This window comes from Actinoplanes aureus (assembly GCF_015704865.1).
Taxonomy (GTDB): domain Bacteria; phylum Actinomycetota; class Actinomycetes; order Mycobacteriales; family Micromonosporaceae; genus Actinoplanes; species Actinoplanes aureus.
On sequence record NZ_JADQTO010000005.1, the window covers coordinates 238139 to 262419 of the forward strand.

The 24281-nt window shown below is 72.4% G+C and carries 23 protein-coding genes; 11 read left to right on the forward strand and 12 right to left on the reverse strand.

Features of this window, described 5'->3' with window-relative positions:
• Window positions 1-290 precede the first annotated feature (290 nt).
• On the forward strand, window positions 291-1226 hold the full coding sequence (gene iolB, locus I4J89_RS12625; protein ID WP_230858825.1) for a 5-deoxy-glucuronate isomerase: 936 nt from the start codon (window positions 291-293) through the stop codon (window positions 1224-1226).
• A 22-nt stretch (window positions 1227-1248) separates the two neighbouring features.
• Here iolB and I4J89_RS12630 read toward each other — a convergent pair whose 3' ends face one another.
• On the reverse strand, window positions 1249-1836 hold the full coding sequence (locus I4J89_RS12630) for a TetR/AcrR family transcriptional regulator (RefSeq protein WP_196414102.1): 588 nt from the start codon (window positions 1834-1836) through the stop codon (window positions 1249-1251).
• 79 nt (window positions 1837-1915) lie between these two features.
• Here I4J89_RS12630 and paaN point away from each other — a divergent pair, with 79 nt between their 5' ends.
• From paaN to paaE, 6 genes are all read left to right on the forward strand, one after another.
• Entirely contained in the window at window positions 1916-3604 is a 1689-nt protein-coding gene (gene paaN, locus I4J89_RS12635; protein ID WP_196414103.1) for a phenylacetic acid degradation protein PaaN, read from the forward strand.
• Complete coding sequence (gene paaA, locus I4J89_RS12640) at window positions 3601-4530, forward strand: 1,2-phenylacetyl-CoA epoxidase subunit PaaA (RefSeq protein WP_196414104.1); 930 nt, start codon at window positions 3601-3603, stop codon at window positions 4528-4530. The genes paaN and paaA overlap by 4 nt, the downstream gene beginning before the upstream one ends.
• Window positions 4527-4823 (forward strand): 1,2-phenylacetyl-CoA epoxidase subunit PaaB, encoded by a 297-nt coding sequence (gene paaB, locus I4J89_RS12645; RefSeq protein ID WP_196414105.1) that lies wholly within the window; start codon window positions 4527-4529, stop codon window positions 4821-4823. The genes paaA and paaB overlap by 4 nt, the downstream gene beginning before the upstream one ends.
• A gap of 10 nt (window positions 4824-4833) precedes the next feature.
• A complete protein-coding gene (gene paaC / locus I4J89_RS12650) occupies window positions 4834-5775 on the forward strand; it encodes a 1,2-phenylacetyl-CoA epoxidase subunit PaaC (protein ID WP_196414361.1) in 942 nt (313 codons plus the stop codon).
• Window positions 5776-5903: 128 nt separating this feature from the next.
• Window positions 5904-6395, forward strand: coding sequence for a 1,2-phenylacetyl-CoA epoxidase subunit PaaD (gene paaD / locus I4J89_RS12655; protein ID WP_373688129.1), 492 nt, complete (start codon window positions 5904-5906; stop codon window positions 6393-6395).
• A gap of 1 nt (window position 6396) precedes the next feature.
• Window positions 6397-7455: a 1,2-phenylacetyl-CoA epoxidase subunit PaaE gene (gene paaE / locus I4J89_RS12660; RefSeq protein WP_196414107.1), complete on the forward strand. Its 1059-nt coding sequence runs from the start codon at window positions 6397-6399 to the stop codon at window positions 7453-7455.
• On the opposite strand, the gene I4J89_RS12665 is transcribed toward paaE, so the two are convergent.
• From I4J89_RS12665 to I4J89_RS12685, 5 genes are all read right to left on the reverse strand, one after another.
• Entirely contained in the window at window positions 7423-8385 is a 963-nt protein-coding gene (locus I4J89_RS12665; RefSeq protein WP_196414108.1) for an alpha/beta fold hydrolase, read from the reverse strand. The genes paaE and I4J89_RS12665 overlap by 33 nt on opposite strands.
• A gap of 54 nt (window positions 8386-8439) precedes the next feature.
• Complete coding sequence (locus tag I4J89_RS12670; RefSeq protein WP_196414109.1) at window positions 8440-9144, reverse strand: TIGR03089 family protein; 705 nt, start codon at window positions 9142-9144, stop codon at window positions 8440-8442.
• Between the two features lie 57 nt (window positions 9145-9201).
• Window positions 9202-9483 carry a peptidoglycan-binding protein gene (locus tag I4J89_RS12675; RefSeq protein ID WP_196414110.1) on the reverse strand — a complete coding sequence of 94 codons (282 nt, stop codon included), beginning with the start codon at window positions 9481-9483 and terminating at the stop codon, window positions 9202-9204.
• 345 nt (window positions 9484-9828) lie between these two features.
• On the reverse strand, window positions 9829-10299 hold the full coding sequence (locus I4J89_RS12680; protein ID WP_196414111.1) for a DUF732 domain-containing protein: 471 nt from the start codon (window positions 10297-10299) through the stop codon (window positions 9829-9831).
• A 5-nt stretch (window positions 10300-10304) separates the two neighbouring features.
• On the reverse strand, window positions 10305-10499 hold the full coding sequence (locus I4J89_RS12685) for a hypothetical protein (protein WP_196414112.1): 195 nt from the start codon (window positions 10497-10499) through the stop codon (window positions 10305-10307).
• Window positions 10500-10720: 221 nt separating this feature from the next.
• Between I4J89_RS12685 and I4J89_RS12690 the strand changes: the two genes are divergently transcribed.
• Window positions 10721-11605: a S1C family serine protease gene (locus I4J89_RS12690; protein ID WP_230858826.1), complete on the forward strand. Its 885-nt coding sequence runs from the start codon at window positions 10721-10723 to the stop codon at window positions 11603-11605.
• A gap of 52 nt (window positions 11606-11657) precedes the next feature.
• Here I4J89_RS12690 and I4J89_RS12695 read toward each other — a convergent pair whose 3' ends face one another.
• From I4J89_RS12695 to I4J89_RS12710, 4 genes are all read right to left on the reverse strand, one after another.
• Window positions 11658-15149, reverse strand: coding sequence for an ABC transporter ATP-binding protein (locus tag I4J89_RS12695; protein WP_196414113.1), 3492 nt, complete (start codon window positions 15147-15149; stop codon window positions 11658-11660).
• 1364 nt (window positions 15150-16513) lie between these two features.
• Complete coding sequence (locus I4J89_RS12700) at window positions 16514-17695, reverse strand: metallophosphoesterase (RefSeq protein ID WP_196414114.1); 1182 nt, start codon at window positions 17693-17695, stop codon at window positions 16514-16516.
• A 47-nt stretch (window positions 17696-17742) separates the two neighbouring features.
• The gene (locus I4J89_RS12705) at window positions 17743-18294 is read right to left on the reverse strand and encodes a hypothetical protein (RefSeq protein WP_196414115.1); all 552 of its coding nucleotides are present in this window, start codon (window positions 18292-18294) and stop codon (window positions 17743-17745) included.
• A complete protein-coding gene (locus tag I4J89_RS12710) occupies window positions 18291-18950 on the reverse strand; it encodes a nucleoside/nucleotide kinase family protein (RefSeq protein WP_230858827.1) in 660 nt (219 codons plus the stop codon). Before I4J89_RS12710 ends, I4J89_RS12705 begins: the two co-directional genes overlap by 4 nt.
• Window positions 18951-19083: 133 nt before the next feature.
• On the opposite strand from I4J89_RS12710, the gene I4J89_RS12715 reads away from it, so the two are divergent.
• Window positions 19084-20112 carry a ScyD/ScyE family protein gene (locus I4J89_RS12715; protein ID WP_196414117.1) on the forward strand — a complete coding sequence of 343 codons (1029 nt, stop codon included), beginning with the start codon at window positions 19084-19086 and terminating at the stop codon, window positions 20110-20112.
• A 1-nt stretch (window position 20113) separates the two neighbouring features.
• Here the strand turns inward: I4J89_RS12715 and I4J89_RS12720 are convergent, their stop codons facing one another.
• Entirely contained in the window at window positions 20114-20776 is a 663-nt protein-coding gene (locus I4J89_RS12720) for a hypothetical protein (protein ID WP_196414118.1), read from the reverse strand.
• A 270-nt stretch (window positions 20777-21046) separates the two neighbouring features.
• Between I4J89_RS12720 and I4J89_RS12725 the strand changes: the two genes are divergently transcribed.
• Both I4J89_RS12725 and I4J89_RS12730 read left to right on the forward strand, forming a co-directional pair.
• Window positions 21047-21865 (forward strand): polysaccharide deacetylase family protein, encoded by an 819-nt coding sequence (locus tag I4J89_RS12725; RefSeq protein ID WP_196414119.1) that lies wholly within the window; start codon window positions 21047-21049, stop codon window positions 21863-21865.
• Window positions 21862-22929: a glycoside hydrolase family 26 protein gene (locus I4J89_RS12730; RefSeq protein ID WP_196414120.1), complete on the forward strand. Its 1068-nt coding sequence runs from the start codon at window positions 21862-21864 to the stop codon at window positions 22927-22929. Before I4J89_RS12725 ends, I4J89_RS12730 begins: the two co-directional genes overlap by 4 nt.
• A 24-nt stretch (window positions 22930-22953) precedes the next feature.
• Here I4J89_RS12730 and I4J89_RS12735 read toward each other — a convergent pair whose 3' ends face one another.
• The gene (locus I4J89_RS12735) at window positions 22954-24231 is read right to left on the reverse strand and encodes a glycoside hydrolase family 26 protein (protein ID WP_196414121.1); all 1278 of its coding nucleotides are present in this window, start codon (window positions 24229-24231) and stop codon (window positions 22954-22956) included.
• Window positions 24232-24281: the final 50 nt, after the last annotated feature.

The following is a 24281-nucleotide window of genomic DNA, read 5'->3' on the forward strand; positions in this document are numbered from 1 at the left end:
CGGCTTTCTTTTCCGCCGCGCCGGGCGGGTATTGACGCGGCGGCGAGTCCCGTAATTACATCGGAACCAGGTCCGAACCCAGCGTCGCCGGTTTGTTACCGCTGGGTGACAACGGCGGAGGGAGCGGATCGGTGTGAACCTCCACCCCGGACGAATCAGGCGCGAAAGCGCCGCCGCTCCGCACAGCCCGCCCGCCGGATGGACCCTCGGGGCGGCGATGAGCTTCGTCAACGGCGCCGAAGCCGTCGCCGCCTCGCGGCAGCCCGCCGGCCGGCGGGCGGAGGCGGCAGATGCGTAAGCGGACTCAGTGGCCGACCCGTGACCAGCCGCGGATGAACACTCCGCGGGTCAACCCGCTGGTGCGCCGCGGCAGCTCCGCCGAGCGGCCCTACGACGTGATGGTCTCCCCGGAGAACGCCGGCTGGGAGTTCAGCGGCCTGCGGGTGGTGCACCTGCCGGTCGGCGGGCGGGTCCGGTTCGTCACCGGCGGTGACGAGATGCTGGTCCTGCCGCTCTCCGGCGGCTGTGACGTGGCGTGCGACGACGAGCGCCTCACGCTGACGGGCCGGCGGTCGGTCTTCTCCCGGGTGACCGATTTCGCCTATCTGCCCCGGGACACCGCGGTGACCCTGCGCGCGCCGAACGGCGGACGGTTCGCGCTGCCCGCCGCCCGCGCCAGCCGGAAGCTGCCGTTCCGGTACGGGCCGGCCGAGGACGTGCCGGTGGAGCTGCGCGGCGCCGGGCAGGCCAGCCGGCAGGTGAACAATTTCTGTACGCCGGAGAGCTTCGAGGCCGACCGGCTGATCGCCTGCGAGGTGCTGACCCCGGGCGGGAACTGGTCGTCCTACCCGCCGCACAAGCACGACGAGGAGGGCGTGGGGGAGAGCAACCTCGAGGAGATTTACTACTACGAGGTGTCGACCTCGCCCGGCGGTGGACCGGGCTGCGGCTTCCAGCGGGTGTACGGGCACCCCGACCGGCCGATCGACGTCTGCACCGAGGTCCGCAGCGGTGACGTCGTGCTGATCCCGTACGGCTGGCACGGCCCGTCAATGGCCGCACCCGGCTACGACCTCTACTACCTGAACGTGATGGCCGGTCCCGGCGACCGGCAATGGCTGGTCCAGGACGACCCGGCACACGGCTGGGTCCGCGGCCGCTGGGTGGGCCAGGAGATCGACTCGCGGCTGCCGCTCACGTCGACCCGGGAGAAGCGCCGGGCGTGAGCGGTCGGACTTTCGGCGTGTTTCAGCGGGTGCGCAAACCTTCGAACGCCAGTGTCGCCACGGTGGTCGCGATCGCCTCCGGGTCGCCGCGGTCCGGCCGGTACCACTCGACGAGCGAGTTGACCATGCCGAAGAGCAGGCGGGCGGCGGTCGCCGGGTCGACGTCGGCGCGGATACCGCCCTCGGTCTGAGCCTGCTTCACCAGGTCGGTGACGATCCGGTCGAAGTCGCGGCGGCGGGCCAGGGCGTGCAGCTCCACCTCGGTGTTGCCGTGTACGCGCAGCAGCAGGGTGACGAACTCGAGGCGTTCGGCGAGGACCAGGACGCTGCGGCGGATCAGCTGCTCGAGGCGGTCGGTGGCGGGGGCGGTGGTGGCGCGTACCTCCTCGGCGGCCTCCTCCAGCCCGCCGAGTGCCCGGTCCACCGCCATCTCCAGCAGCTGCTCCTTGCTGCTGACGTGGTGGTAGAGGGTCGACTTGGTGATGCTGAGCGACTCGGCGACGTCGAACATGCTGGTGGCGTCGTAGCCGTGCGCGTTGAACAGGCGCACCGCGGCGGCGAGGACCGCGTCCTGGTCGTGGCCGGGACGCCCGCGGCGGCGTGGCTGCATGGTCACCGAATCTACTGCCTCATGCCATCCTCCCCGCCGGGGGTTGATTTACCGACCGCTCGGACGGTAAATAAGAAGCATGACTCAGCCTGCCGAGCTCTACCAGACCCATCGCGAGCTGCTCGCGCGTGCGATCGAGGCGGCCGCCGCCCGGGACTACTGGTCGGCGTTCCCCGAGTCGCCCAGCAAGTCGGTCTACGGAGAGGATGCCGCGCCCGCCGGTGAACGTGCTTTCACCGCCCTGCTCGGCAAGCCCTTCCCGATCGAGGTGCCGGGCGCCGTGGGCACGGTCTCCACCGAGCGCTCGCCGTACGGTCTGGAGTTGGGCGTCAGCTATCCCAAGGCCGACGCCCTCGCCCTGATCGCCGCCGCCCGGGCGGCCACCCCCGCCTGGCGCGCCGCCGGCCCGGAGGGCCGCGCCGGCGTCGCCGCCGAGATCCTGCGCCGGATCAACGCGCACAGCTTCGAGATGGCGCACGCCGTGCAGCACACCACCGGCCAGGCCTTCGTGATGGCCTTCCAGGCCGGGGGTGCGCATGCGCAGGACCGCGGCCTCGAGGCGGTGGCGTGCGCGCTGGCCGCGTCCACGCGGACTCCCGCCACCGCGACCTGGGCCAAGCCGCAACGCGGTGCCGACCCGCTGCACCTGGAGAAGACCGCGACCGTCGTCGGCCGGGGCGTCTCCGTGGTGATCGGCTGCACCACCTTCCCCACCTGGAACAGCTATCCCGGCCTGTTCGCCAGCCTGGTCGCCGGCAACCCGGTGATCGTCAAGCCGCACCCGGGCGCCGTGCTGCCGCTGGCCATCACCGTCCGGATCTGCCGGGAGGTGCTCGCCGAGGCGGGGCTGAACCCCGACGTGGTCACCCTCGCCGCCGAGGAGCCGGGCGACGGCATCGCGGCCACCCTGGCCACCCATCCCGACGTGCGCGTCGTCGACTTCACCGGCTCCAGCGACTTCGGTGACTGGCTCGAGGCCAACGCCCGCCAGGCCGTCGTCTACACCGAGAAGTCCGGCCTCAACACCGTGATCGTCGACTCCACCGACGACTACAAGGGCCTGCTGCGCAACCTGGCGTTCTCGCTGTCGCTCTACAGCGGACAGATGTGCACCACCCCGCAGAACATCCTGGTGCCCCGGGACGGCCTCGACACCGACGCCGGGCACCGCAGCCCCGACGAGTTCGGCGCCGACCTCGCCGCCGCCCTGGACAAGCTGCTCGGCGACCCGCGCCGGGCCGCCGGCACGCTCGGCGCGATCGTCAACGACGGCGTGCTGGGCCGGCTCACCGAGGCCGCCGCCGCTCCCGGCGTGATCCACCCGTCCACCGAGGTCGCCGACGAGCAGTACCCGGGGGCCGTCATGCGGACCCCGCTGGTGACCCGGCTCGACGCCGCCGACGAGAAGGTCTACACCCGCGAGTGGTTCGGCCCGGTCTCGTTCCTGATCACCACCGACTCGACCGAGCACAGCCTGCGAGTCTTCACCGAGACGGTCCGCGCCCACGGCGCCCTCAGCGCCCTGGTGCACTCCACGTCGCCGCAGGTGCTGGCGGCGGCCCGGGAGGCCGCCCTGGACGCCGGCATCCACCTGTCGGAAAACCTCACCGGCGGCGTCTTCGTCAACCAGACCGCGGCCTTCAGCGACCTGCACGGCACCGGTGCCAACCCGGCCGCCACCGCCGCGCTCACCGACGACTGGTTCGTCACCGGCCGCTTCTTCACCCTGCAGTCGCGCCGCCACATCCCCGTCCCGGAGCAGTCGTGACCACCGGTGAGGCCGTCTTCACGGAGACCATTGAGCGCGATCAGCGGGTCGAGCCGGCGGACTGGATGCCGGACGGCTACCGGCGCACGATGATCCGCCAGATCGCGCAGCACGCCCACTCGGAGATCATCGGCATGCAGCCGGAAGGCGAGTGGATCACCCGGGCGCCGACGCTGCGCCGCAAGGCCATCCTGCTCGCCAAGGTGCAGGACGAGGCCGGCCACGGTCTCTACCTTTATTCGGCCGCCGAGACCCTCGGTGCCGACCGGGGCGACCTGACCCGGCGGCTCATCGAGGGCCGGCAGAAGTATTCGTCGATCTTCAACTACCCGACCCACTCGTTCGCCGACGTCGGCGTGATCGGCTGGCTGGTCGACGGCGCCGCGATCTGCAACCAGGTTCCGCTCTGCCGCAGCTCCTTCGGGCCCTACGCGCGGGCGATGATCCGCATCTGCAAGGAGGAGTCGTTCCACCAGCGGCAGGGCTACGAGCTGTTGCTCAACATGATGAGCGGCACCCCGGCCCAGCGCGACATGGTGCAGGACTCGGTGAACCGGTGGTGGTGGCCGTCGCTGATGATGTTCGGCCCGCCGGACGCCGACTCGCCGAACACGGCGCAGTCGATGGCCTGGAAGATCAAGCGCCACACCAACGACGAGCTGCGCCAGCGCTTCGTCGACATGACCGTGCCGCAGGCCGAGGCGCTCGGCGTCACCCTGCCCGATCCGGCGCTGCGGTGGAACGCCGAGCGCGAGCACTACGACTTCGGCCAGCCGGACTGGGACGAGCTGCGCCGGGTCATCTCCGGCGACGGGCCGCTCAACCGGCAGCGGCTGGCCCGGCGCCGGCAGGCGGACGAGGACGGCGCCTGGGTACGGGAAGCGGCCGCCGCGCACGCGGCCAGACGATCGGGGGTCCCGGCATGAGCGGCGAGATCAGGCACGAGTGGCCGCTGTTCGAGGTGTTCGTGCGGGCCAAGCGCGGCCTCAACCACGTGCACGTCGGGTCGCTGCGCGCGGCCGATCACGAGATGGCCGTGCACCACGCCCGCGATCTGTACACCCGGCGCAACGAGGGCGTCAGCATCTGGGTGGTGCGGTCGGACCACATCGCCGCGAGCGATCCGGGGGAGAAGGCGGCGTTCTTCGAGCCGAGCGGCGACAAGGTGTACAGGCATCCCACGCACTACACGATCCCCGACTCGATTCCGCACATCTGAGGCCGTGACGATGGCATTCGACGACGCCTACCGGGCGCTCACCGACCACGACGACGATGCCCGCTGGGCGTACGGGACGGGTTTCGCCGATCCGTTCGCCGGGGTGCCGACCGAGCTACCCGCCGGTGTGGATCCGGCCGACCTGGCCGCGTACTGCTTGATGCTCGGCGACGACGCGCTGATCATGTCGCATCGGTTGCAGGAGTGGGTCACCCGCGCGCCCGAGCTCGAGGACGAGCTGGCCCTGGCCAACATCGCGCTCGACCTGCTCGGACAGGCCCGGTTGCTGCTCACCCGGGCCGGCCAGGCCGAGGGTTCCGGCCGTGACGAGGACACCATGGCGTTCCGCCGGGAGGCGGCCGAGTTCCGCCACGTGTGCCTGGCCGAGCGGGCCGACGCGGACTTCGCGCATCTGGTGGCCCGGTTGCTGGTCCTCTCGACGTGGCGGCTCGCGGCGTTCGACCGGCTCACCGCCTCGCGTGATCCCATGCTGGCCGCGGTCGCCGCGAAGGGCATCAAGGAGATCACCTACCACCGCGACTACGCGGCTCAGTGGGTGGTGCGCCTGGGCGACGGCACCGAGCTGTCGCACGCCAGGATGGCCGCCGCGGCCGAGGCGATCGCCGCGCCGGCCGGCGAGCTGTTCCGCCCGCACGAGGTGGAGATCCGCCTGGCCGCGGCCGGGGTGGCCGTTGACCCGAGCACGCTGCGGGCTGAGTTCGACGCGGTGCTCGGCCAGGTGCTAACCGCCGCCACCCTGGACCCGCACATCTTCGACACGGAGATGTACGCCCCGGCCGACTGCGGCGCGGCCGCCACCATGCCACCCGGTCCCGGAGCGCCGGGAGGCCGCCCGCCATCCGGCCGCGACGGCGAACACACCGCGGCGCTGCACGACATCCTCACCGAGATGCAGAGCCTGGCCCGAGCCGTCCCAGGCGGTGCCTGGTGAACGCCGCCCTGCGTAATTCGTCTCCGGGCGCGCCCGCAGACTCGGCCCCGGCTGTGCCTGCGGCCATGCTGCGTAGCTCTTCTCCCGGCGCGGCTGCGGACCCCACCGCGGCCACGCCGGGCGGTGTTCTGCCGGACGCGGCGGGCGTGGTGGGGGCGGTGGTCGATCCGGAACTGCCGATGCTCACCTTGACCGAGCTCGGCGTGGTGCGCGACGTGCGGCAGGACGGCGACGAGGTCGTGGTGACCATCACCCCGACCTACTCGGGCTGTCCGGCCATGGACAGCATCCGTGCTGACATCCGGGCCGCTCTGCTCCAGGCCGGGTATGAGCAGGTGGACGTGCGTACCGTGCTGGCACCGGCCTGGACCACCGACTGGATCAGCGAATCCGGCAAGCGCAAGCTTGCCGCCGCGGGCATCGTCCCACCGGGTCCCGCGCCGCGCCGGGCCGCCGGGCCGGTGCCGCTGACCCTCACCGCCCGGGCGACGCCGGCCGACTGTCCCCGGTGCGGGCACGCCGACACTGAGGTGCTGGCCGCGTTCGGGGCCACCGCCTGCCGGGAGTTGCGCCGCTGCCGGGCCTGCCGGGAGCCGTTCGAACGGGTGAAGGAGATCTGAGGTGGTGGTCCGCGAATTCCACCCGTTGCGAGTCGCGGCGGTCGACCGGCTGTGCGCCGACGCCGTCGCCGTCACGTTCGCCGTGCCGCCCGAGTTGGCCGGGCAGTATGCCTTCCGGCCCGGGCAGTCACTGACCGTCCGCCGTCTCACCGACGGCACGGACGAGCGCCGTACCTATTCGATCTGCGCGCCCGCCGGGTCGGCACCGCGCATCGGCGTCCGTGAGGTCCCGGGCGGGCACATCTCCGGATGGCTTGTCCGGGATCTGCGTCCCGGTGACACCGTCGAGGTCGCACCGCCCTCGGGCACGTTCACCCCCGAGCTGGCGGCCGGCGGCCGGCATGTGCTGATCGCCGCCGGCTCGGGCATCACGCCGGTGCTCTCCATCGCCGCATCACTGCTGGCCGGTTCCGGTGCTCAGGTCAGCCTGCTCTACGGCAACCGGCGCGCTGACACGGTGATGTTCGCCGAGGAACTGGCGGACCTCAAGGACATGTACCCCGACCGGCTCGAACTGGTGCACGTGCTGTCCCGGGAAGCGCGCGAGACGGAACTGTTCAGCGGGCGCCTCGACGCTGAGCGCCTGCGCACGCTGCTGCCGCTGCTGATCGACGTGCCGGCCGTGGACCACTGGTGGCTGTGCGGCCCGTTCGGGATGGTCACCGCCGCGACCGACGTGCTCGCCGTGGCCGGTGTCGCGCCCGAGCGGATTCACCGCGAACTGTTCTGGGTGGACGAGGCGCCTCCCGAGCCGGTCCGCCCGGAGCCCGGGCCGCGCGGCCCGAGCAGCGAGGTCACCGTGGTTCTGGACGGGCGTTCCACCACGGTGACCGTCGAGGAGGGTACGGCGTTGCTCGACGGCGCGCAGCGCTCCCGTCCCGATCTGCCGTTCGCCTGCAAGGGCGGCGTGTGCGGCACCTGTCGGGCACGGCTGGTCGACGGCGAGGCGACGATGCGCCGCAACTTCGCACTGGAACCGGCGGAGCTGGCCGCCGGGTTCATCCTGACCTGCCAGGCCACCGCCACCTCACCGAAGGTGGTGATCGATTTCGACCAGTAAGCCGTCGACGGCCCGCCGGAACTCCGTCGGCTGCTCCACCCACGGGTAGTGGCCACAACGCTCGATGATCTCGACACGGCCGGCCGGGAAGATGTCGGCGAGCGCGACGACCGGTGCGAGCCCGGTGAGGCAGTCCACCTCGCCCGCGACGACCAGCACGGGAGCGGTGACCCGGGCGAGCCGGGCGGCGAAGTCGCCCGGCGGTTCGACACTGAAGTACGCGCGAACCGCCGGCAACGACCACCGGCCGGCGGCCGCGTGCGCCTGCTCCACTGTGCCCCAGCGGGCGTAACCGAGAGGAGCGCACCGCCGGGCCCAGTCGTTGAATCGCTCCTCGTCGCTCAGGTCGGGGCCGCTCTTCGCGGCGGCTGCGGCGGCCGCGAAGACCGGATCGGTGAGCCGGCGGGCGATCAGTTCGTCGGCGTCCGGCGGGGTCGCCACCAGGTGGGTAGCGGGCGGCGTGATCAGAATCAGGCAGGCGAGCCGTTCCGGAAAGCGTGCGACGTAGGCGGTGGCGAGGCGGGTGCCGGCGGAGTGCCCGGCCAGCGCGATCCGTTCGAGGCCGAGGTGTTCCCGCAGCCGCTCGATGTCCTCGGTCTGCCGCCAGTACGAGCCGATGCCGTCACCTGGCGATGCTTCCTGCCGCGACGCTTCCTCCTGCGGCGCTTCGCCCGGCGGCGCTTCGCCCGGCGGCGCTTCGCCCGGCGGCGCTTCGTCCACCTGTGGGACCGGCGCGGCGGACGACTTGCCGACGCCCCGCAGATGGGGGATGACCAGCCGATACCGGCTGCTGAGCCCGGCCAGGTCGCCCAGATAGTCCGGGTGCCGGGCCGCGCCGCCGGCAAGCACGATCAAGGGTGGAACGCCACCACCGGGCCGGGTGTCGTCGTAGTGAAGTGGCGTCCCGTCGGAGCCAATGTAGATCGGCACGCGCCAACCCTAAGCGACCACCAGCCCGCGACCGGCGACCACCATGGGCCGCCGTCACCAGACATGGGTGACGGCCTCCGCCGAGATCCGCTGGTCGAGCCGGGATCGGTCCAGGTTCGCGCACAGCACGATCGAAGCGCCGGCCGTCAGGGGCGCCATCAGCCAGAGCAGCGGCTCCTCGTACGCAGCGGTGTCGATCAGCACCCGGTCACCAGCGGCGAGCCCACGGGAACGGCCCACCTCGGCGGCCACCGCGCCGTACTCGCCGAAGGTCGTGCCATCCACAGTGGCCGCCTCACCAACCCCGACTCCGCCGACCGGTGGCGCCGCGCCCAGGTGCGGCCGCGCGGCCTGCGGGAAATCGCGATAGCCGTCCGGAACGTCGGGTGTCGGTGCACCCGCCGGGGCGAGACCGAGCACGAACTGGTGCCGGGCCGCCGGCACGTCCTCCAGCCAGCTGCCCACCCGGCGCCGCTCCACGAACGTGGCGTCCAGAGCGGGACCGGTGTCCGGCCCGAGACCGGCGCTGGACCAGCCGCGGAACGACACCTCGATCCCGGCCGCCCACGCCCCGAGCAGCACTGCCGCGGTCTGCCAGTGCGGCGGCAGCAGCACACCCGCCCGGCTGCCGCGCGGCAGGCCGCACTCGGCGGACAGCAGCTGGGCCGTGGCCGCCGCCCAGACACCGAGGTCGGTCGCGGTGAGCCTGACCCGCTCACCGGTGGCGTCGTCGTAGAAGGTGACCAGTTCAGCACTCATCGCGACACCACGATAACGGCGGCCCGACTGGGCGGGGAATCACCCGACAGGCGACGCTCAGGCCGCTTCGAACCGGGTCAATTCGCGCGCTTCGGACGCGTACCGGGCAAGGAGATGGACCGTCTGTGGCCCCGCCTGCCCATCGGCCGTCAGGCCGGTCCGGCGCTGGAAGTAACGCACCGCCTCCGCCAGTTCGGCCTCGCCCGGCCCGACCCGGACACCCAGATCGGCGAAGAGCGCGCGCAGCACCGCAGGCTCGGCCGGCGGCGCCGGCTCCGACCACCCGATCAGGCCACCGACCGCGGAGCCGACCACGCTGAGCATTCCTCGTGCGGACATCGAGACCTCCCGTTGCGAGCTGATGAATCCAGCATCGCGAGCGGCGTTGTGCACGACATCTGACGGAGGTCTCCACCTGCTGTGCCTCCCTGCGACTTTCGGCCGACCCCGGCAGGCACCGAGCTCCGACTCGACGCGCAGGCCCGGCATCGCAGCCGGGCAACACGCAGCGGGGCCGCACCCCGCCGGGCCGCACGCCGGCGCATCTACTGCGCCGGTGCGCCGAGCCGCGACGCGGGCCTCGCAGCAGCGGCGTTGGGCCGCCGGCAGCGCGCCGGCCTGGCACCAGACCGATGCGCCGCCCCTTCGCCCGAGGCGGCTGGTCAGCAGCCCGGCAACGCGGAATCAGGTCCGGCAGAGGAAGGCACGCGCAAGAATCACCAGCTCACGCGCGTCAGCGTTGCTCACGCCGTACCCGATGAGGTCTGCCGCCGCAGAGGCGCGGCGCTGGCCGGCGGCCAGGGACGTGCAGGCCGCGTCGCCGATCTCGGTGATCTCCTCAGGCCGCCGATCCACCGCGACCTCCGGCAGCTGCCCGCGCACCGCGGCAAGAAAGCGCTCACCCGAAACCGCTTCCCCGGGGGCGCTGCTCGCAACGGTGGCGGCCACGTCCGGCTCCGGCGTCGCGGCCGGCGCCTCGGCCGGGCTCGGTGCCGCGGCGCCGGCCTGCCGGTTCGGCGCCGGCACGCTGCCGGTCGCGCTGGGTGCCGCCGGCGCCGGCTGACCTTGCTTCCATTCCGGTACGCCCGCAGGCGCGCCGCACGCAGCGATCATCGGTACGGTCGCCGCCGCCACCAGCAGCCCGAACCGCCTCATGCCGTTCAACCTTCGGATGCTCCGTCCTGTCCGGGCTCGGGCACAGCCGGCCGGAGCACGACGGGCTCGATCGGTCCGAGGCCCGCCGAGGTACGCAGCGCGTCGGCCGGTTCGGCGATGGTCGGGCCGAACGGGCGGCGTTCGACCGAGGTTTGCGGACGGCCGATGCCGTCGCGCGGTGTGACATTGGTGGGGGACACGCGGCAGACCCTAAACGCCGCCGTCCGCCTTTCCCGTTGCCGCGCCGGACCCACCCGGAAGGGGGACCGGCAGGGCAGTTCGGTCCAGCCGATCGGCTGGACCGGGCGGACCGGGTGAACGCGCCACCACCCGGATCGGGCGATCCGCCGGCGGAGTGCACACAGCGAAGTCACAGAGCGCTCACCGCTCCGGAACAATCTCCGGGGGCACTGTCGATGACATGACCGATCTGATGACCCGCCCCGCCCTGGACGACCGGACCGCCGACGCCGGCGGTGAGCGCGTCGCCGCCGACCTGCCGCCGGTCCCGCCGACCCACATCGCGCTGGAGATGGTGCAGCCGCCCCGGGATCCGCGCTGGAAGCGCCGGGTGGCCGGCGGCGCCGCGGTCCTCGTACTGATCGCCGGCGGCGGCAGTACCGGCGCCTACCTCACCGACCAGTACCTGGAGAGCCGCCCCGCGGCGGCCTCGGCCGGCGTGACCACGCTGACCGAGGGCAGCGACCTCGCCCCGATCGTGGCCAGGGTGCAGCCGAGCATCGTCACCGTGCTGGTGGACAGCGCCCGCTCGTCGTCGCTCGGTTCGGGTGTGGTGCTGACCTCGGACGGGCTGATCCTCACCAACAACCACGTGGTCGCGGCGGACGGCACGGTGAGCGTACGGCTGTCGACGGGTCAGACGGCCCCGGCCCGGGTGGTCGCCACCGACGCCTCTCACGACCTCGCGCTGGTGCAGGCCAGCGGGCTGTCCGGGCTGACTCCGGTCACGTTCGCCGGCGACGACAGCGTCGCGGTCGGTGACACCGTCCTGGCGTTCGGCGCGCCGCTCGGCCTGGAGGGCACCGTCACCTCGGGCATCGTCTCCGCCCTCGACCGCAGCCTGGACACCGGCGATGAGAAGCTCACCGGCCTGCTCCAGACCGATGCCGCGATCAACCAGGGCAACTCCGGCGGCGCACTGGTCGACATGTCCGGCCGGGTGATCGGCATCAACGTCGCGATCGCCACCGCCGGCGACAGCACCGGCAGCGTCGGTCTCGGCTTCGCGATCCCCGCCGGCACCGTGACAAGCGTCGTCAGCCAGCTACAAGCGAAGGTCCGCTGACGGCTGTCCGGTGTTCCGGGTGGCCGCGCCCGGTGAGGCGCGGCCACCCGGATCAACCGGCCAGGTGTCCCCAGCGGTCCGCGAGTTCGTCCCAGGTGCCCTGGTCCTCGGCCTGGCCGCCGATCAGCACGACCACCTTGTCGGCCTGTGCCAGGGCGGCCCGCTTCGAGGTCGAACCGACCACGGTCACCCCGTGCGACCGCAGCGCCCGCCACAGCTCCAGTTCCGTGGTCACGTCCAGCGCGGACGAGACGTCGTCGGCGATCAGCAACTCGGTACGCGGAGCCAGCGCCCGGGCCAGCGCCAGCCGCTGCAGCTGACCACCGGAGAGCCGGGTGCCCTTGTGCCCGATGAGCAGCTGCAGCCCACCGCCGGACGCCGCCAGGTCGTGCTCCAGCTGGGCGACCGACACCGCGTCCTCCGCGTCCACCTCGTGCCCGAGCTGGATGTTGTCGGCCACCGTCCCGGACAGCACCCGGGGCAGCTGTGCCACGTACCCCACCTGATTGGGCCGCAGGAACATCTCCGGCTCGCGGACCGGCTCGTCGTTCCACCGCAGCTCACCGGTGTGGTGCACGATGCCGGCCAGGGCGCGCAGCAGCGACGACTTGCCCGACCCGACCGGGCCGACCACGAGGACCAGCTGTCCACGGTCGACGGTGAGGTCGATGTCGCGTACCCCCACGGCCCCGTTCTCGTGCACCGCGCTGAAACCGTCCAGTTCCAGCCGGCGCAGCGACTTGCGCGGCGCCGTAGGCGGCGCCGGCGCGGTGCCGGCGGCCAGGTCCACGCCCGGAACCTCCGCCGAGTACTCGGAGACGCCGGTCATGGCGGCGGTCCGCTTGGTCCACACCCGGGCCGACGGGAAGTGCGACACCAGTGACGCGGTGGTCCACGCGAACCAGCGGGCCGACCCGAGCGTGGCCACCGCGATCAGCGTCGCCGCCGCGGTGAGCTGCCCGGACAGGTACATCCCCCAGGCCGCGATCGGCAGCAGGCCACTCGCGATCGACGGGGTGGAACGGGCCCACACCTGGATGGCGATCTCCCGCCACTGCAGCTCGCTGCGCTTCGCGTCGAGCGCGGCCAGGTGCGCGAGCACCGGCTCGGTCGCGCCGGCCAGCTTGACCGTGCGCGCCGCCGAGAGCGACGAGACGAGCGAGGTCGCGAACGCCGCACGGGAAGCGACGGTACGACGGGCCGCCTGCTCCAGCCGCGGCCCGAACATGGTCGCCGCCAGACCCGAGATCAGCATCGTGCCGACGAAGAACAGTGCCGGCACCACCGACTGCGAGGCGAGCGTCATGGCCACCACGGTGAACACGGCGACACAGTTGTCGATCAGGTTGTCGGCGAGCATGACCACCCGCTCGGTGTCGCCGCCCTGGGCCACCACCTCGGCCGGGGTGTGCTTGCTGACCCGGCGCGGGCCTACCTGGCCGTGCACCAGCCGCAGGCTGATCCGTAGCATCTGCCGCACCCACCACTCCGGGAACCAGGCGCCGGTGTAGTACAGCGTCGGGATCAGCAGCAGCAGTGCGGCCGCGATGCCGGCCGCCGGGTAGAGCGGGTTGCCCATGCCGTCGACCACGTTCGCCCAGAGCAGCGGCAGGATCGCCCCGTCCAGCCCGAACAGCACCAGCAGCAGGAAGAGCGAGACCGCGCCCAGGCCGTACCGGGCGTCGTTGGTGGCCAGCCGGGTGATCTCCCGCATGGTGTGCGCCCGCGGCGGCTCCGGAAGCGGCGGCGGCTCCACTGTGGGCAGCGGGTTCGTCAGCGCGTCCGGGCCGAGCTCGACCTGTACCGCGGTGTCCCAGTCCCGGTCCGCCGGATCGGCGAGCAGCACACCGCCGCTTGCCGTCTGCGCGGCCGGCACGGTCAGGTTGCTGCTGGCCATCAGCTCGGCGAAGCGCTGCGACGAGCGCAGCGGCCCGGCTTCCAGGACCTCGCCGTCGGCGAGCACGACCACCTCGTCGCAGCGCTGCACCGAGGAGAGCCGGTGCGCCACGATCACACCGATCCGGCCTTGCAGCAGCCGGTCGGTGGCCCGCTGCACCCATGACTCGGTCACCGGGTCCATCCGGGCGGTGGCCTCGTCGAGGATCACCACCTGCGGGTCGCGGACCAGGATGCGGGCGAACGCCACCAGCTGCTCTTGCCCGGCGGAGAGCTTGTAGCCGCCCTCGCCGAGCTTGGTGTCGATGCCGTCGGGCAGGCCCGCGACCCAGGACGACAGGCCCAGCTCCTCGACGGCCGTGGCGGCCCGGGGAAGCAGCTCCTCGTCGAACAGCGCGATGTTCTCGGCCAGGGTGCCGGCCAGGATCTCGGTGCGCTGGGGGACGATCGCGGTCCACCGGCGCAGCCCCTCCACGCTGAGGTCGTTGAGGTCGGTCCCGCCGAGGAACACTGTGCCGCCGGGCACGTCAACGGCCCGGGTGAGGATCTTGGCCAGGGTGGACTTGCCGGAACCGGTACGCCCGATCAACGCGTACGACCGGCCGCGCGCGAAGGTCAGGCTGACGTCGCGCAGGGCCGGGGGACGGTTGCTGTCACTCTCGCCGTAGCGGAAGGTCAGGTTGCGCACGACCAGGTCGCCGTCGGCCGGTGGCAAGCCGTCGGTCGGCTCCTGCGGGACGCTGCTGAGCATCTGCACCCGGCTCCACGCGCCGAGTGCGTTCTGCAGCTCGGGCACCATGCGGGTGACATGCTCCAGGGTGCCGCCGAAGCCGAGCGCGAGCAGCCACACGGCGGTCAGCCGCGCGCTGTCGATGTGCCCGGCGACCAGGGCCCAGGCGCCGGCCACGACCAGCGCCGCGATCAGCGACCGGGTGATCGCCCCGGCGCTCATGGTGATCCGCGCGGAGGCGCGCCAGACCCGGCGGCCCCGGGTCAGCACCTCACGGGCGCGCAACGCGTACAGCCGCAACACGTACGGCGCGGCGAGGTTGGTGCGCACGTCGTCCTGCCCGTGCACGGCCTCCTCCATCACCGCGGCCAGGTCGGACCAGGCCTCCTCCTCGGCGATCCGGATCGGGCCGATCCGCTGGACCGGCTTGTTCATCGTGACGAAGAGCAGCATCGAGACGATGATCATCGCGATCGCAGCCGGCCACCACACGAAGAACGCGGTGAAGATCGAGAGCGTCGCCAGGGCCATCGACTGGGCGAGCCGCACACCGGAACCGCGCAGCTCCGCCCCGACCTGGTAGACGTCCGAGTCGATCCGGTCGAGCAGCTCGCCGACCGGCGTGTTCTCCAGAGCCGGCAGAGGCTGCCCGAAGGCCACCCGGTTGAGGCCGCGCCGGACCCGCGCCGCCCAGTCCGCGGTCAGCCGGGCCGCGATCAGCCCGACCGAGACGTCGGTGAGCACCGCGGCCACCAGGGCGGCGGCCAGCAGCACGAAGAGCGAGAAGGACCGGTCGACGAGCACCGGCCCGGCCAGCGCGAGGGCGCCCGCCGAGCCCGCGGCTCCGAGAACGATCAGGAACGCGACCAGAGCGGTGCGACTTCGGCTGGTGGCCCAAAGGTCGCGAAGCAGACGCATGAAGAGTCCTCGGGCGGTAGGGGAAGGCGGTGTCCTCATCCTGCGCGGATTCCGGAGGGCTCCTCAACCGGTTTATTCCCGGCATTTCACCGAAAGGCGCAGGCCGCGCCGTCGCCCGCGTCCCTCTGACGAGAGCCGGCCCGGTGATCGGGCCGCTGGAGATCACCACGTCGCGGATGCCGAGAGCACCGCAAGCTCACCCTTCCGCACAACCCGCCCCGCCGCCGCGGTCCGAAAGCGATGCGCCGACGAGCCATCCAGATTCCGCGGTCAAGGTCTGCTGTGGTCATCCACCATCATCGGTACGGGCAACCGCCCGTCCCGCCGAACCGTCCCCGTCCCCACCTCCCAGCGCAAGCCAGCCGCCTCCCACGGCCCCAACGCGACCGCCGGGAAACAGCACCGGCTCGTGCCCGGGCGCCGGGCCCGGCCGCGCGTGAACAAGGCGGGCTGAGTTCAGCTGGCGGCGAGGCACCTGATAGGGCCGTCGTTCGGTGGCTGGGCGCAGCCCGACAGGCGGCCTGCGGGGCCGGGCGCGGTGACGTCACGGTTGCGCTCCAGCGCCCGAGGGTGCCGGCGTCCGGCTGGCAGGGCCCAGGCGGTGATCTTGCTTGGCCCACGCTCAATGCTGTCTCAACGGCCGTCAGACAGCACCCACGTTGGGCCGGACAAGACCCTGACCACGAAGGCTTTCTAGCCGCCGTCGCGTGGTGGGTTGGGGAATGCGGTGGATCGGGTGCGCTCGCACGCACCGGATCCACCACGATCCGCGCGACCGGCGGCAACCCCGCCAACGCCGGCTACCCGACGTCGCCGGCTACCCGACGTCACTTCAGCCGTGCGCCAACCCCGCGTGATGACTGCAGCACCTACCCCAGGCAGCGGGCAGCGGGCCGCGGGTCGTGGGCGGCGTGCCGCGTGCGCCGTGCGGGCGGGCGGCCTGCGACGTGCGCTTGCGGCGTGCGGCCTGCGACGTGCGCTTGCGGCGTGCGGCCTGCGACGTGCGCTTGCGGCCTGCGACGTGCGGCCTGCGACGTGCGCCTGCGGCGTGGGGCGTGCGGTGTGCGGTGGGCGGTGGGCTGCACGCGGCGGGCCGCAGGCGGGCCGTGGTTGCTCGCGTTCGTCGCCGTGACCGGCAGGTGATGGTGTTTCCCGGGGGTCGCGCTGGGGCGGTGCGGGAAGGCCGGGCTCGCGCCGGGAGAGCGAGGACGGGCCGGCTCCGGCGGGACGGCCGGTCACGCGTACCCCGCAGGGGTGTGACCCGGCCGGTAGCGAACCGCGAGCGATCGGAGCGCCGGCATGGGCGCCCGTCAGGGCGCCGGCGAGCAGGACGGCCTGGGCTGGTCAGCGCGAGCGCGGCGGGGTCAGGGGGCCGGGCTGCGGAGGGTGAGCAGGGTGATCTCGCTGGGGGCGAAGATGCGGAACGGCGGGCCCCAGAAGCCGGTGCCGCGGCTCGTGTACAGCTGGGTGCGTTCGGAATGGCGGGACAGGCCCTGCAGCACCGGCTGGTCGGTACGGACCAGGTAGTGGAACGGCCAGATCTGGCCGCCGTGGGTGTGGCCGGAGAGCTGGAGGTCGACCCCGTGGGCGACCGCGCCGGTGATCTGCTGTGGCTGGTGGGCTAGCAGCAGGATCGGCAGCTCGGGGTCGGTGCCGGCCAGAGCGGCGACGTGGTCGGCGTGGTGGCCGGGCAGGCCGGAGCCGGCGGCGGTCCGGTCGTCGACGCCGGCGACGATCAGGGAGTCGCCGCCTCGGGTGACCACCAGGTGCCGGTTGTGCAGGGCGTCCCAGCCGAGCGAGGTCATGTGCTCGACCCAGCCGAGGGCGCCGCTGTAGTACTCGTGGTTGCCGGTCACGTAGACCCGTGCGTAGCGGGCGCGCACGTCACCGAGCGGTGAGGACTGGCTCAGACGCTGCTCGACCTGGCCGTCGGCGATGTCGCCGGTGTGCGCCACGATGTCCGGCTCGAGCGAGTTGATCACGTCGACCACGGCGCGGGACCAGCGGGACCGGTCGATCGGGCCGTAGTGGGTGTCGGTGATCAGCACGACGCGCAGCCCGTCGAGCCCGGGACCGAGCCGGGGCAGCACCACGTCGACCCGCCGGACCCGGGAGACGCGCATCGCCTCCGCGTACCCCCAGAGCAGCAGGGCCAGGGAGATCAGCAGGACCACCGCGGTGACCACCCGCGAGCGCACCGGATCGGCGACGCCGGCCAGCGCCAGGACCAGGCCGAAGGCCTGGCCGATGATCGACCAGGTGAAGAGCACCCAGATCACGCCGAGCATGGTGTCGGCGACGCGCGAAGCGGCGTCGCTGTGCCCGCCGTGTCCCCGGAACATGAGCACCGGGAAAGCCCCGGCCGCCAGCACGAACACCACGGTGCCGGCGGCGAGGACCGGCGCCGGCCAGGCATTGCCGGACCACACCAGCGTCGCCCAGGGCACGCCGAACAGCAGCAGCAGAATCACCGCGACCAGCGAACCGAACCGTGCGCGCGGCGCGCGCCGTTTCGGCTCCGCCTCGACCGCCTCACCTACCGACATGCCCGCAAGCATGCCACCCGGGTGCGACAAAAACGCCGGGGCGAGCTCTACCGTCCGGCACCCGGACCGTTCGACGCACGCGCGGGATGCGACCCACGGCCCGTCGTCCGGCACAGATCCTGCTCCGTCTCCGCCTGAAAGACCCTGACCAGGAGGTCTCGGAACCCCGGCGGCGGCGTGTTGTCGAAGCCCACCGCGTCATCGGTCGTGACCGTCAGATAGCGATGTACGTCACCGGCAGTCGACCGGTAACAGAACATGGCGCCGCCCCATTCCGGCGGGACTCGCCCGATCTCCGCCCAGTCGGCCGGCTCGGCGATCATCCCGGCCAGCTCCGCGATCTCGTCAAAGGAGACCGGTTCCGGCAGCTCGTAGTGCCGGCTGGCGCTGACCGTGAAGCCGTCCTGATCCCGGCACGGGAAGTTCCGCTCGATCGCGCCCGCCCGGGCGGACGCCGGTGCCCGTTCCAACGCGGCGTCCCCGGCCAGCGTGCGCGCCAGCGCCGACTGCTCCCCGCAGTCCAGCGACGACCCGGATCCACAGCCGGCCAGGACCCCGGCGAGCAGCACGGCCGCAACGGCACCGGCCATCCGCGTCATGCCGCCGGCTCCCCGAGATCCAGGCCGGACACCACCAGGTCGGCCCGGTCCCGGCCGGCCGCGACAAGTGACGCGTTGCGCTCATCGGTCCCGGTCGCCCAGGACACGGCCGCCTCCCGGCTCTTGCCGAACCGGACGTGCCGCTCGATCAGCCGGCGGAGCCGTTCCTCCTGTTCCAGGTCGGTGTACCAGACCTCGTCCAGCAGCTCCCGGACCGGCCGCCAGGGAGCCGAGTCGAGGAGCAGGTAGTTCCCCTCGGTCACGATCAGCCGGGCGGTCCGGGGCACCCCGATGACACCGGCGATCGGTTGTTCCAGGACGCGCTCGAAACCCGGCGCGTAGATCATCTCGTCCCGGTCCTCGTGCAGCCGGCGCAGCAGCGCGGCGTAGCCGTACGCGTCGAAGGTGTCCGGCGCGCCCTTGCGCGCCCGCCGGCCGAGCCGGTCCAGTTCGGCGTCGGCGAGATGGAAGCCGTCCATCGGCACGTGCGCCACCCAGCCGGCGTCGTGTCCGGGCGGCGGTGCGGCCGCGAGGGCCGCGACTAGGTGTCCGGCGAGGGTGGTCTTGCCCGCTCCGGGCGGTCCGGTGATGCCGAGCACGGCCCGTGATCCGCCGGTGTACAGCCCCGCGGCCCGCTTCACCAGTTCGGAGATCATGCGCGTGACCGTACCGGTCATCCGCCCGTGGTCGGATCGAGGACTCCCGCGGCCGCCGGACCGTTCGGGCGATGTGCGGTGCCGGTGGCCCGGCGGAACCTGGCCGGGAGCATCCGATACACGGGGGATTCAGATGATCACACGCAGTCTGCTGTGCGCTGCGGTGGCCGGCCTGGCCGTTCTGGTGGGGCCGGCGCCCGCGGCGGCCCGGCCACCACTGCGGACGGTCGCCACCGGCCTGGACAGTCCGCGCGGGCTGGCCTTCGGCCCGCACGGCGAGCTCTACGTCGCCGAGTCCGGGCGAGGCGGTGTGGGGCCATGCCCGGCAGAGCTCGAGGGAGGCCTGGCCTGTCTCGGCCGCACCGGGGCGATAACCCGGATTGCGTACGGGTCACAGCAGCGAATCCTGTCGCACCTGCCATCGGTCGCCGCACCGGGCGGCGCCGGAGCGGCCGGCCCCTCGGACGTCTCGGTCGACTCCGGCGGCCACGTCTACTTCACGGTCGGCCTCGGCGGCGGCCCCCGGCGCAGGGGACCGCTGATCGCCGGGGCCACCGGCCTGTACCGGGCCGGGCCGGACACCGCCGTGCCGGCCGGCCTGGGTGCCGCCGGGGCCGGGTCGAACCCGAACGCTGTACTCGTGACGGGCCGGGACCGGCTGGTGGTCGACGCCGGCCGCAACGCGCTGCTGCGGGTCGGCCCCCGCGGCCGGATCCTCACCGTCGCCACGTTCCCGCGCCGTACGGTCGCGGCGCCCGCCGGGCTCCCGGGCGGCCCGCCGGCCGGTACGCCGATCCTGATGGCGCCGACGCCTACCTCGGTGGTCCGCGGTCCGGACGGCGCGCTCTACGTGGGTGAGCTGACCGGGTTCCCGTTCCGGCCCGGGCAGGCGCGGATCTGGCGGGTGGAGCCGGGACGCCCGCCGCAGGTGTACGCGACCGGCTTCACCGGCGTCGTCGACCTGGCCTGGGCGCCGGACGGCCACCTGTACGTCCTGGAGGCCGGCACCCTGCTACGGGTGGCACGCCGCGGCCCGCACCAGGTCGTGTCGGCCGGTCTGACCGCCCCGGGCGGTCTCGCCGTTCGCGGCCGGCACGCCTACGTGACCGACTGCGGTGTCTGCCGTGGCACCGGTTCGGTGGTACGGATCGACCTCGGGTAGGTCAGGAGCGGAAGTCCAGCCCGAGGCGCAGCCCGGCCACCCCGGCGGGGGAGAGCGGGCGGGCGGTGGCCCGGGACAGGTCGGCGCGGACCGCGGCGGGCAGTTCGTCGCCGAGCGCGCAGAGCACCGGGTAGAGGTCGAGCACCTGCCGGTGGCTGAGCGCACCGGTGCCGATGAGCAGGCCGTTCAGTGCGGCCGGGCTCTCCGCCAGCTCGGTGCAGAGTCCCTGCCGCCAGTGCGGGTCGTGCACGTGGTCGGCGAACTCGCGGGCGATCCGGTTACCGGCCGGCGCGCGCAGGCCGCTGAGGGTGGTCTGCCGGAAGCGGGCGACCGAGGGGGCGAGCCGGCAGGCGATCCCGAGCCGGCGGGCGAGCTGCGGCACGGTGAGTACGTCCAGACCGTTCGCGCACCTCTCGCAGAGGCGCTCGTAGGTCTTGGCGTGTACCACCGACGCCGGTCGCTGGCAGGCGCCGTCCAGGCCGCAGATCGGGTCCAGGATCACCTCGGTGAGGGTGCCCTCGTGGTCGAAACGGCCGACGGCGAAGTAGGTAGTCGGGGCGGTGCGGTATTGGGCCAGGGCGGCGCGGGCGCTGACGTAACCGTCTGGGTCGACGCCGATGCGGGGCACACCGTCCTCGGTGTGCAGCTGGATGAGCCGGAACATGGTGCGCGCTCCCGGGGTAGAGCGATTCGGTGTCGTCCTTCGGTACGTCTCCGATGCGACAAAGGTTCAGAAGTCACTCTGAGTCACTGACTCGTGACTGCATTTGCGCTGGTAGGAGAGTTGAAGGTAGGCGAAGATTACTCGTTGTAGTTTGTCTTCGCCAGAGGCGCTCGCCACGCCGGAAACCGGTCGAACGGTCGAGTCGGCAAGAGTGCCGTGATTGGTACGCTTCCCGGCCAGTAGAACGGTGTAAGTGACTAGGGGGACTTGGTGACCGACTCGGCGACGCCGGCTTGGACCACTCTGCCGGCGCTGATGTATCACTCGGTCTCCACCGTCGGTGGACCCCTGGGTGATCTGGCGGTGCCGCCGGAGCGGCTGGCCGAGCAGCTGCATGCTCTGACCGCGGCCGGTTACCGGCTGGTCGGTCTCACCGAGGCGCTGGACCGGCTCAGCATGGGCAGCACCGAGAAGATGGTCGCGGTGACCTTCGACGACGGCTACCGGGACTTCGTGACCGCCGGTGTGCCGGTGCTCCAGGCCGCCGGAGCCGGCGCCACCCTGTACGCGTCGGTCGGCCACCTCGGCGGCGGGCACGCGAACTGGCTGGGCGAGTGGGCTCCGGCGTTCGGGCCGATGATGTCCTGGGAGGAACTGGCCGAGGTCGCCACCGTTCCGGGCCTCGAGATCGGCAACCACAGCCTGATCCACCACCCGCTCGACGTGCTGGCTCCGGGCGAGCTGCGCGACCAGGTGGTGAGCAGCCACGATCAGCTGGAGCAGCGGCTGCAGCTGAAGGTCCGCTCGTTCGCGTATCCGCACGGGTACAACAGCCGCCTGGTGCGGGACGCGGTCGCGGCCTCCGGGCACGACAACGCCACCGAGGTGGGCTACCGCGTGCACACGCCGAGCGAGCACCGGTTCGCCGTACCCCGCTTCCAGCCGACGCCGGACCACTCCGGCGCCGACCTGGTCGCCCTCGTCGAGGGCGCCGGTTCCCAGCTGGTGCCGCAGCTGAAGCGCCTGGCGCAGCCGGGCTGGCGGATGGTGCGCAAGATGGCACGCAAAGCGGGCCGGAACCTCACATGAGCCGTTCGCACCGCCGGGACACCCCGGTAAGCCGTCGCGGCCTGCTCGGGCTCGCCGCGCTCGCCGTGCTGCCGGTCGCCGGCTTCGGCTACAGCCAGCTGAAGTCGGACGGCACCGCGTCCGGAGCCAGCCCGTCCGCCTCCGGGCGGGTTCCGGTCTCCGAGCCGTCGGCCCGCCCGACTCCGGAGCCGTTCGCGAGCGCCGACCCGAAGGTGAAGCTGGGCGGGACGGTCCCGTTCGTGCCCGGCAAGGCGCTGTTCGGCTCCTACCTGGGACTGGACGGCCTGGAGTACGCGGAGGCGCTCGCGCTGCGTAAGAAGCAGCTCGGCCGTGGCCAGCGGATCGTGCACCTGTTCTACGCGTGGGAGGACGACCTGCCGTCGTCCATCCCGTACCTGCCCAAGGGCTCGATCCCGATGGTGTCCTGGCGCGGCCCGAAGCACGAGACGATCCTCAGCGGCGACGCCGACGACTACATCAAGGCGTCCGCCCGGCGCCTGCGCGACCTGGACCGGCCGGTTCTGCTGCGCTGGGGCTGGGAGATGAACGGCGACTGGTACGCGTGGAGCGGCTTCAAGAACAACAAGAACGCGCAGGGGTACGTGGACTGCTACCACCACCTCTGGAAGATCTTCGAGAAGGAGGGGGCCGACCAGGTCTCCTGGGTGTGGAGCCCGAACTGGAACAACAGCCCCAACGAGGCGTGGAACCGGATGGAGGCGTACTACCCCGGTGACGAGTACGTCGACTGGGTGGGCGTCTCCGGCTACAACCTCCACGACGAGGAGCCGGCCACCCTGTTCGATCCGGTCTACCAGAAGTATTCGCCGCACAAGCCGCTCATGATCACGGAGATCGGGTCGGTGGACCGCGGCGGCACCAGCAAGGCCGACTGGATCAAGGACTTCGCGGCGTACGTCGTGCAGCGCCCGGCCATCGGCGGCGTGGTCTGGTTCGACACCGACACGCACCCGAGCTGGCCGGAGCGCTGGCGCATCGACACCGATGCGACGTCGACGGCGGCGTACAAGGCGATGGTGCAGAACCCCCGGTTCAGCGGCTGACCGCCGAACCGGGGATTCCCGGCGTCAGGACTTGTAGAGCGAGCGGTACACGTCCGACGACCCGCTGGTGTCGGCCATGCACTTCGGGTCGTCCGGGCGCAGGATGCTGGACTGGTTGGTCTTCCCGTCGCACCGCTGGAAGTACGCCTCGTACGCCAGGTACGGCGCGTGCTCGGCGAACCAGCCGTGCATCCAGCGGATGAACTCCGGGTTGTCCTTCTTGGCGTCGCTGAACGGCATCACGCCCCACTCGCCCACCGAGAACAGCTTCCCGTGCTGCTGGGCGAAGACGAACAGCCAGTTCAGGCCGTCCTCCCGGTCGGCGGTCGCGTCGAACTCCGCCTTCGTCGGCGACCACGGCCAATGGTCGTAGTTGTCGATGCCGATGATGTCGACGTACTCGTCACCGGGATAGCAGTTCGTGGTCAGCCCGCCGCACAGCTCGTCCGGGGTGTTGTGCGCGTTGATCGACCAGTCCAGGACGACCTTCGGATTCGTCGACCGGATGGCGTCGGCCGCGCGCCGGTAGCAGGCGATGTAGTCCTCGGTGTCGAGGGCGCGCCAGCCCATCGACTCCTCGTTCATCTCCCAGCCCAGCCGGACCACCGAGTCACCGCGGCCGTGCCGGACCATCAGCGAGCCGAAGTCCCGCCAGTGCTGGTCGTAGTCGCCGGCGGCGCAGTCGTCCACGAGTTCCTCGCGCTTGTTCGGCACCAGGCCCTGGGAGACGACCAGGACCCCGTCGAAGTTGTCGAAGAACTCGAACGTCCAGCCGGTGCCCCGGGTCATCGACTCGTAGCTGGTGCGGTCGGTGTAGGTCTGCGTCACGTTGCAGGGGCGGCCGCGGGCGGTGCAGAAGGTCCGCACCGATGCGGTGTTCAGGAGCGGGAAGCCGTTGACGCCGGACAGCCCGTACTCGCCGGGCCAGCTTCCGGCCGCCCGGGGCAGCGAGAACTGGGTGCGGGCCGAGCGTTTCCCGGCCTTCGTCGACGCGGCGGCGACCGCCGCCGCGGTGGGCATCAGGGTCGGCACGGGCGCGGGCGCGGCGGACGACGGCGCGGCGGAGACCACCGCGGACGCCGAGGGTGCCGGGGCGGTCGCGCTGGCCGCGACGGCGGACGGCTGCGTGGCGGCTGTCTCGGTGCCCGAGTCACCGCCCAGGCGGCTCGCCAGGCCGATCCCGGCGGCGAGCAGGACCGCTCCGGCGGCGGCAAGCAGGATCCGGCCGCGCCGGGACCGGGCCGCGGGTTTGGGCTCGGGCGGACCCGAGGGATTGTCGGCGGATGGTGGCGCGTCGGCCATTCGAGGTTCTCCGAAACGGTCGGCGGTCAACGGAAAGGACCGGCCACCGG

What these genes read in the sequence shown, in the direction of transcription:
- iolB (WP_230858825.1), top strand. Translation starts at nt 291, where the DNA reads ATGCGTAAGCGGACTCAGTGGCCGACCCGTGACCAGCCGCGGATGAAC.
- I4J89_RS12630 (WP_196414102.1), bottom strand. Translation starts at nt 1,836, where the DNA reads ATGCAGCCACGCCGCCGCGGGCGTCCCGGCCACGACCAGGACGCGGTC.
- paaN (WP_196414103.1), top strand. Translation starts at nt 1,916, where the DNA reads ATGACTCAGCCTGCCGAGCTCTACCAGACCCATCGCGAGCTGCTCGCG.
- paaB (WP_196414105.1), top strand. Translation starts at nt 4,527, where the DNA reads ATGAGCGGCGAGATCAGGCACGAGTGGCCGCTGTTCGAGGTGTTCGTG.
- paaC (WP_196414361.1), top strand. Translation starts at nt 4,834, where the DNA reads ATGGCATTCGACGACGCCTACCGGGCGCTCACCGACCACGACGACGAT.
- I4J89_RS12670 (WP_196414109.1), bottom strand. Translation starts at nt 9,144, where the DNA reads ATGAGTGCTGAACTGGTCACCTTCTACGACGACGCCACCGGTGAGCGG.
- I4J89_RS12675 (WP_196414110.1), bottom strand. Translation starts at nt 9,483, where the DNA reads ATGTCCGCACGAGGAATGCTCAGCGTGGTCGGCTCCGCGGTCGGTGGC.
- I4J89_RS12680 (WP_196414111.1), bottom strand. Translation starts at nt 10,299, where the DNA reads ATGAGGCGGTTCGGGCTGCTGGTGGCGGCGGCGACCGTACCGATGATC.
- I4J89_RS12690 (WP_230858826.1), top strand. Translation starts at nt 10,721, where the DNA reads ATGACCGATCTGATGACCCGCCCCGCCCTGGACGACCGGACCGCCGAC.
- I4J89_RS12695 (WP_196414113.1), bottom strand. Translation starts at nt 15,149, where the DNA reads ATGCGTCTGCTTCGCGACCTTTGGGCCACCAGCCGAAGTCGCACCGCT.
- I4J89_RS12700 (WP_196414114.1), bottom strand. Translation starts at nt 17,695, where the DNA reads ATGTCGGTAGGTGAGGCGGTCGAGGCGGAGCCGAAACGGCGCGCGCCG.
- I4J89_RS12705 (WP_196414115.1), bottom strand. Translation starts at nt 18,294, where the DNA reads ATGACGCGGATGGCCGGTGCCGTTGCGGCCGTGCTGCTCGCCGGGGTC.
- I4J89_RS12710 (WP_230858827.1), bottom strand. Translation starts at nt 18,950, where the DNA reads ATGATCTCCGAACTGGTGAAGCGGGCCGCGGGGCTGTACACCGGCGGA.
- I4J89_RS12715 (WP_196414117.1), top strand. Translation starts at nt 19,084, where the DNA reads ATGATCACACGCAGTCTGCTGTGCGCTGCGGTGGCCGGCCTGGCCGTT.
- I4J89_RS12720 (WP_196414118.1), bottom strand. Translation starts at nt 20,776, where the DNA reads ATGTTCCGGCTCATCCAGCTGCACACCGAGGACGGTGTGCCCCGCATC.
- I4J89_RS12730 (WP_196414120.1), top strand. Translation starts at nt 21,862, where the DNA reads ATGAGCCGTTCGCACCGCCGGGACACCCCGGTAAGCCGTCGCGGCCTG.
- I4J89_RS12735 (WP_196414121.1), bottom strand. Translation starts at nt 24,231, where the DNA reads ATGGCCGACGCGCCACCATCCGCCGACAATCCCTCGGGTCCGCCCGAG.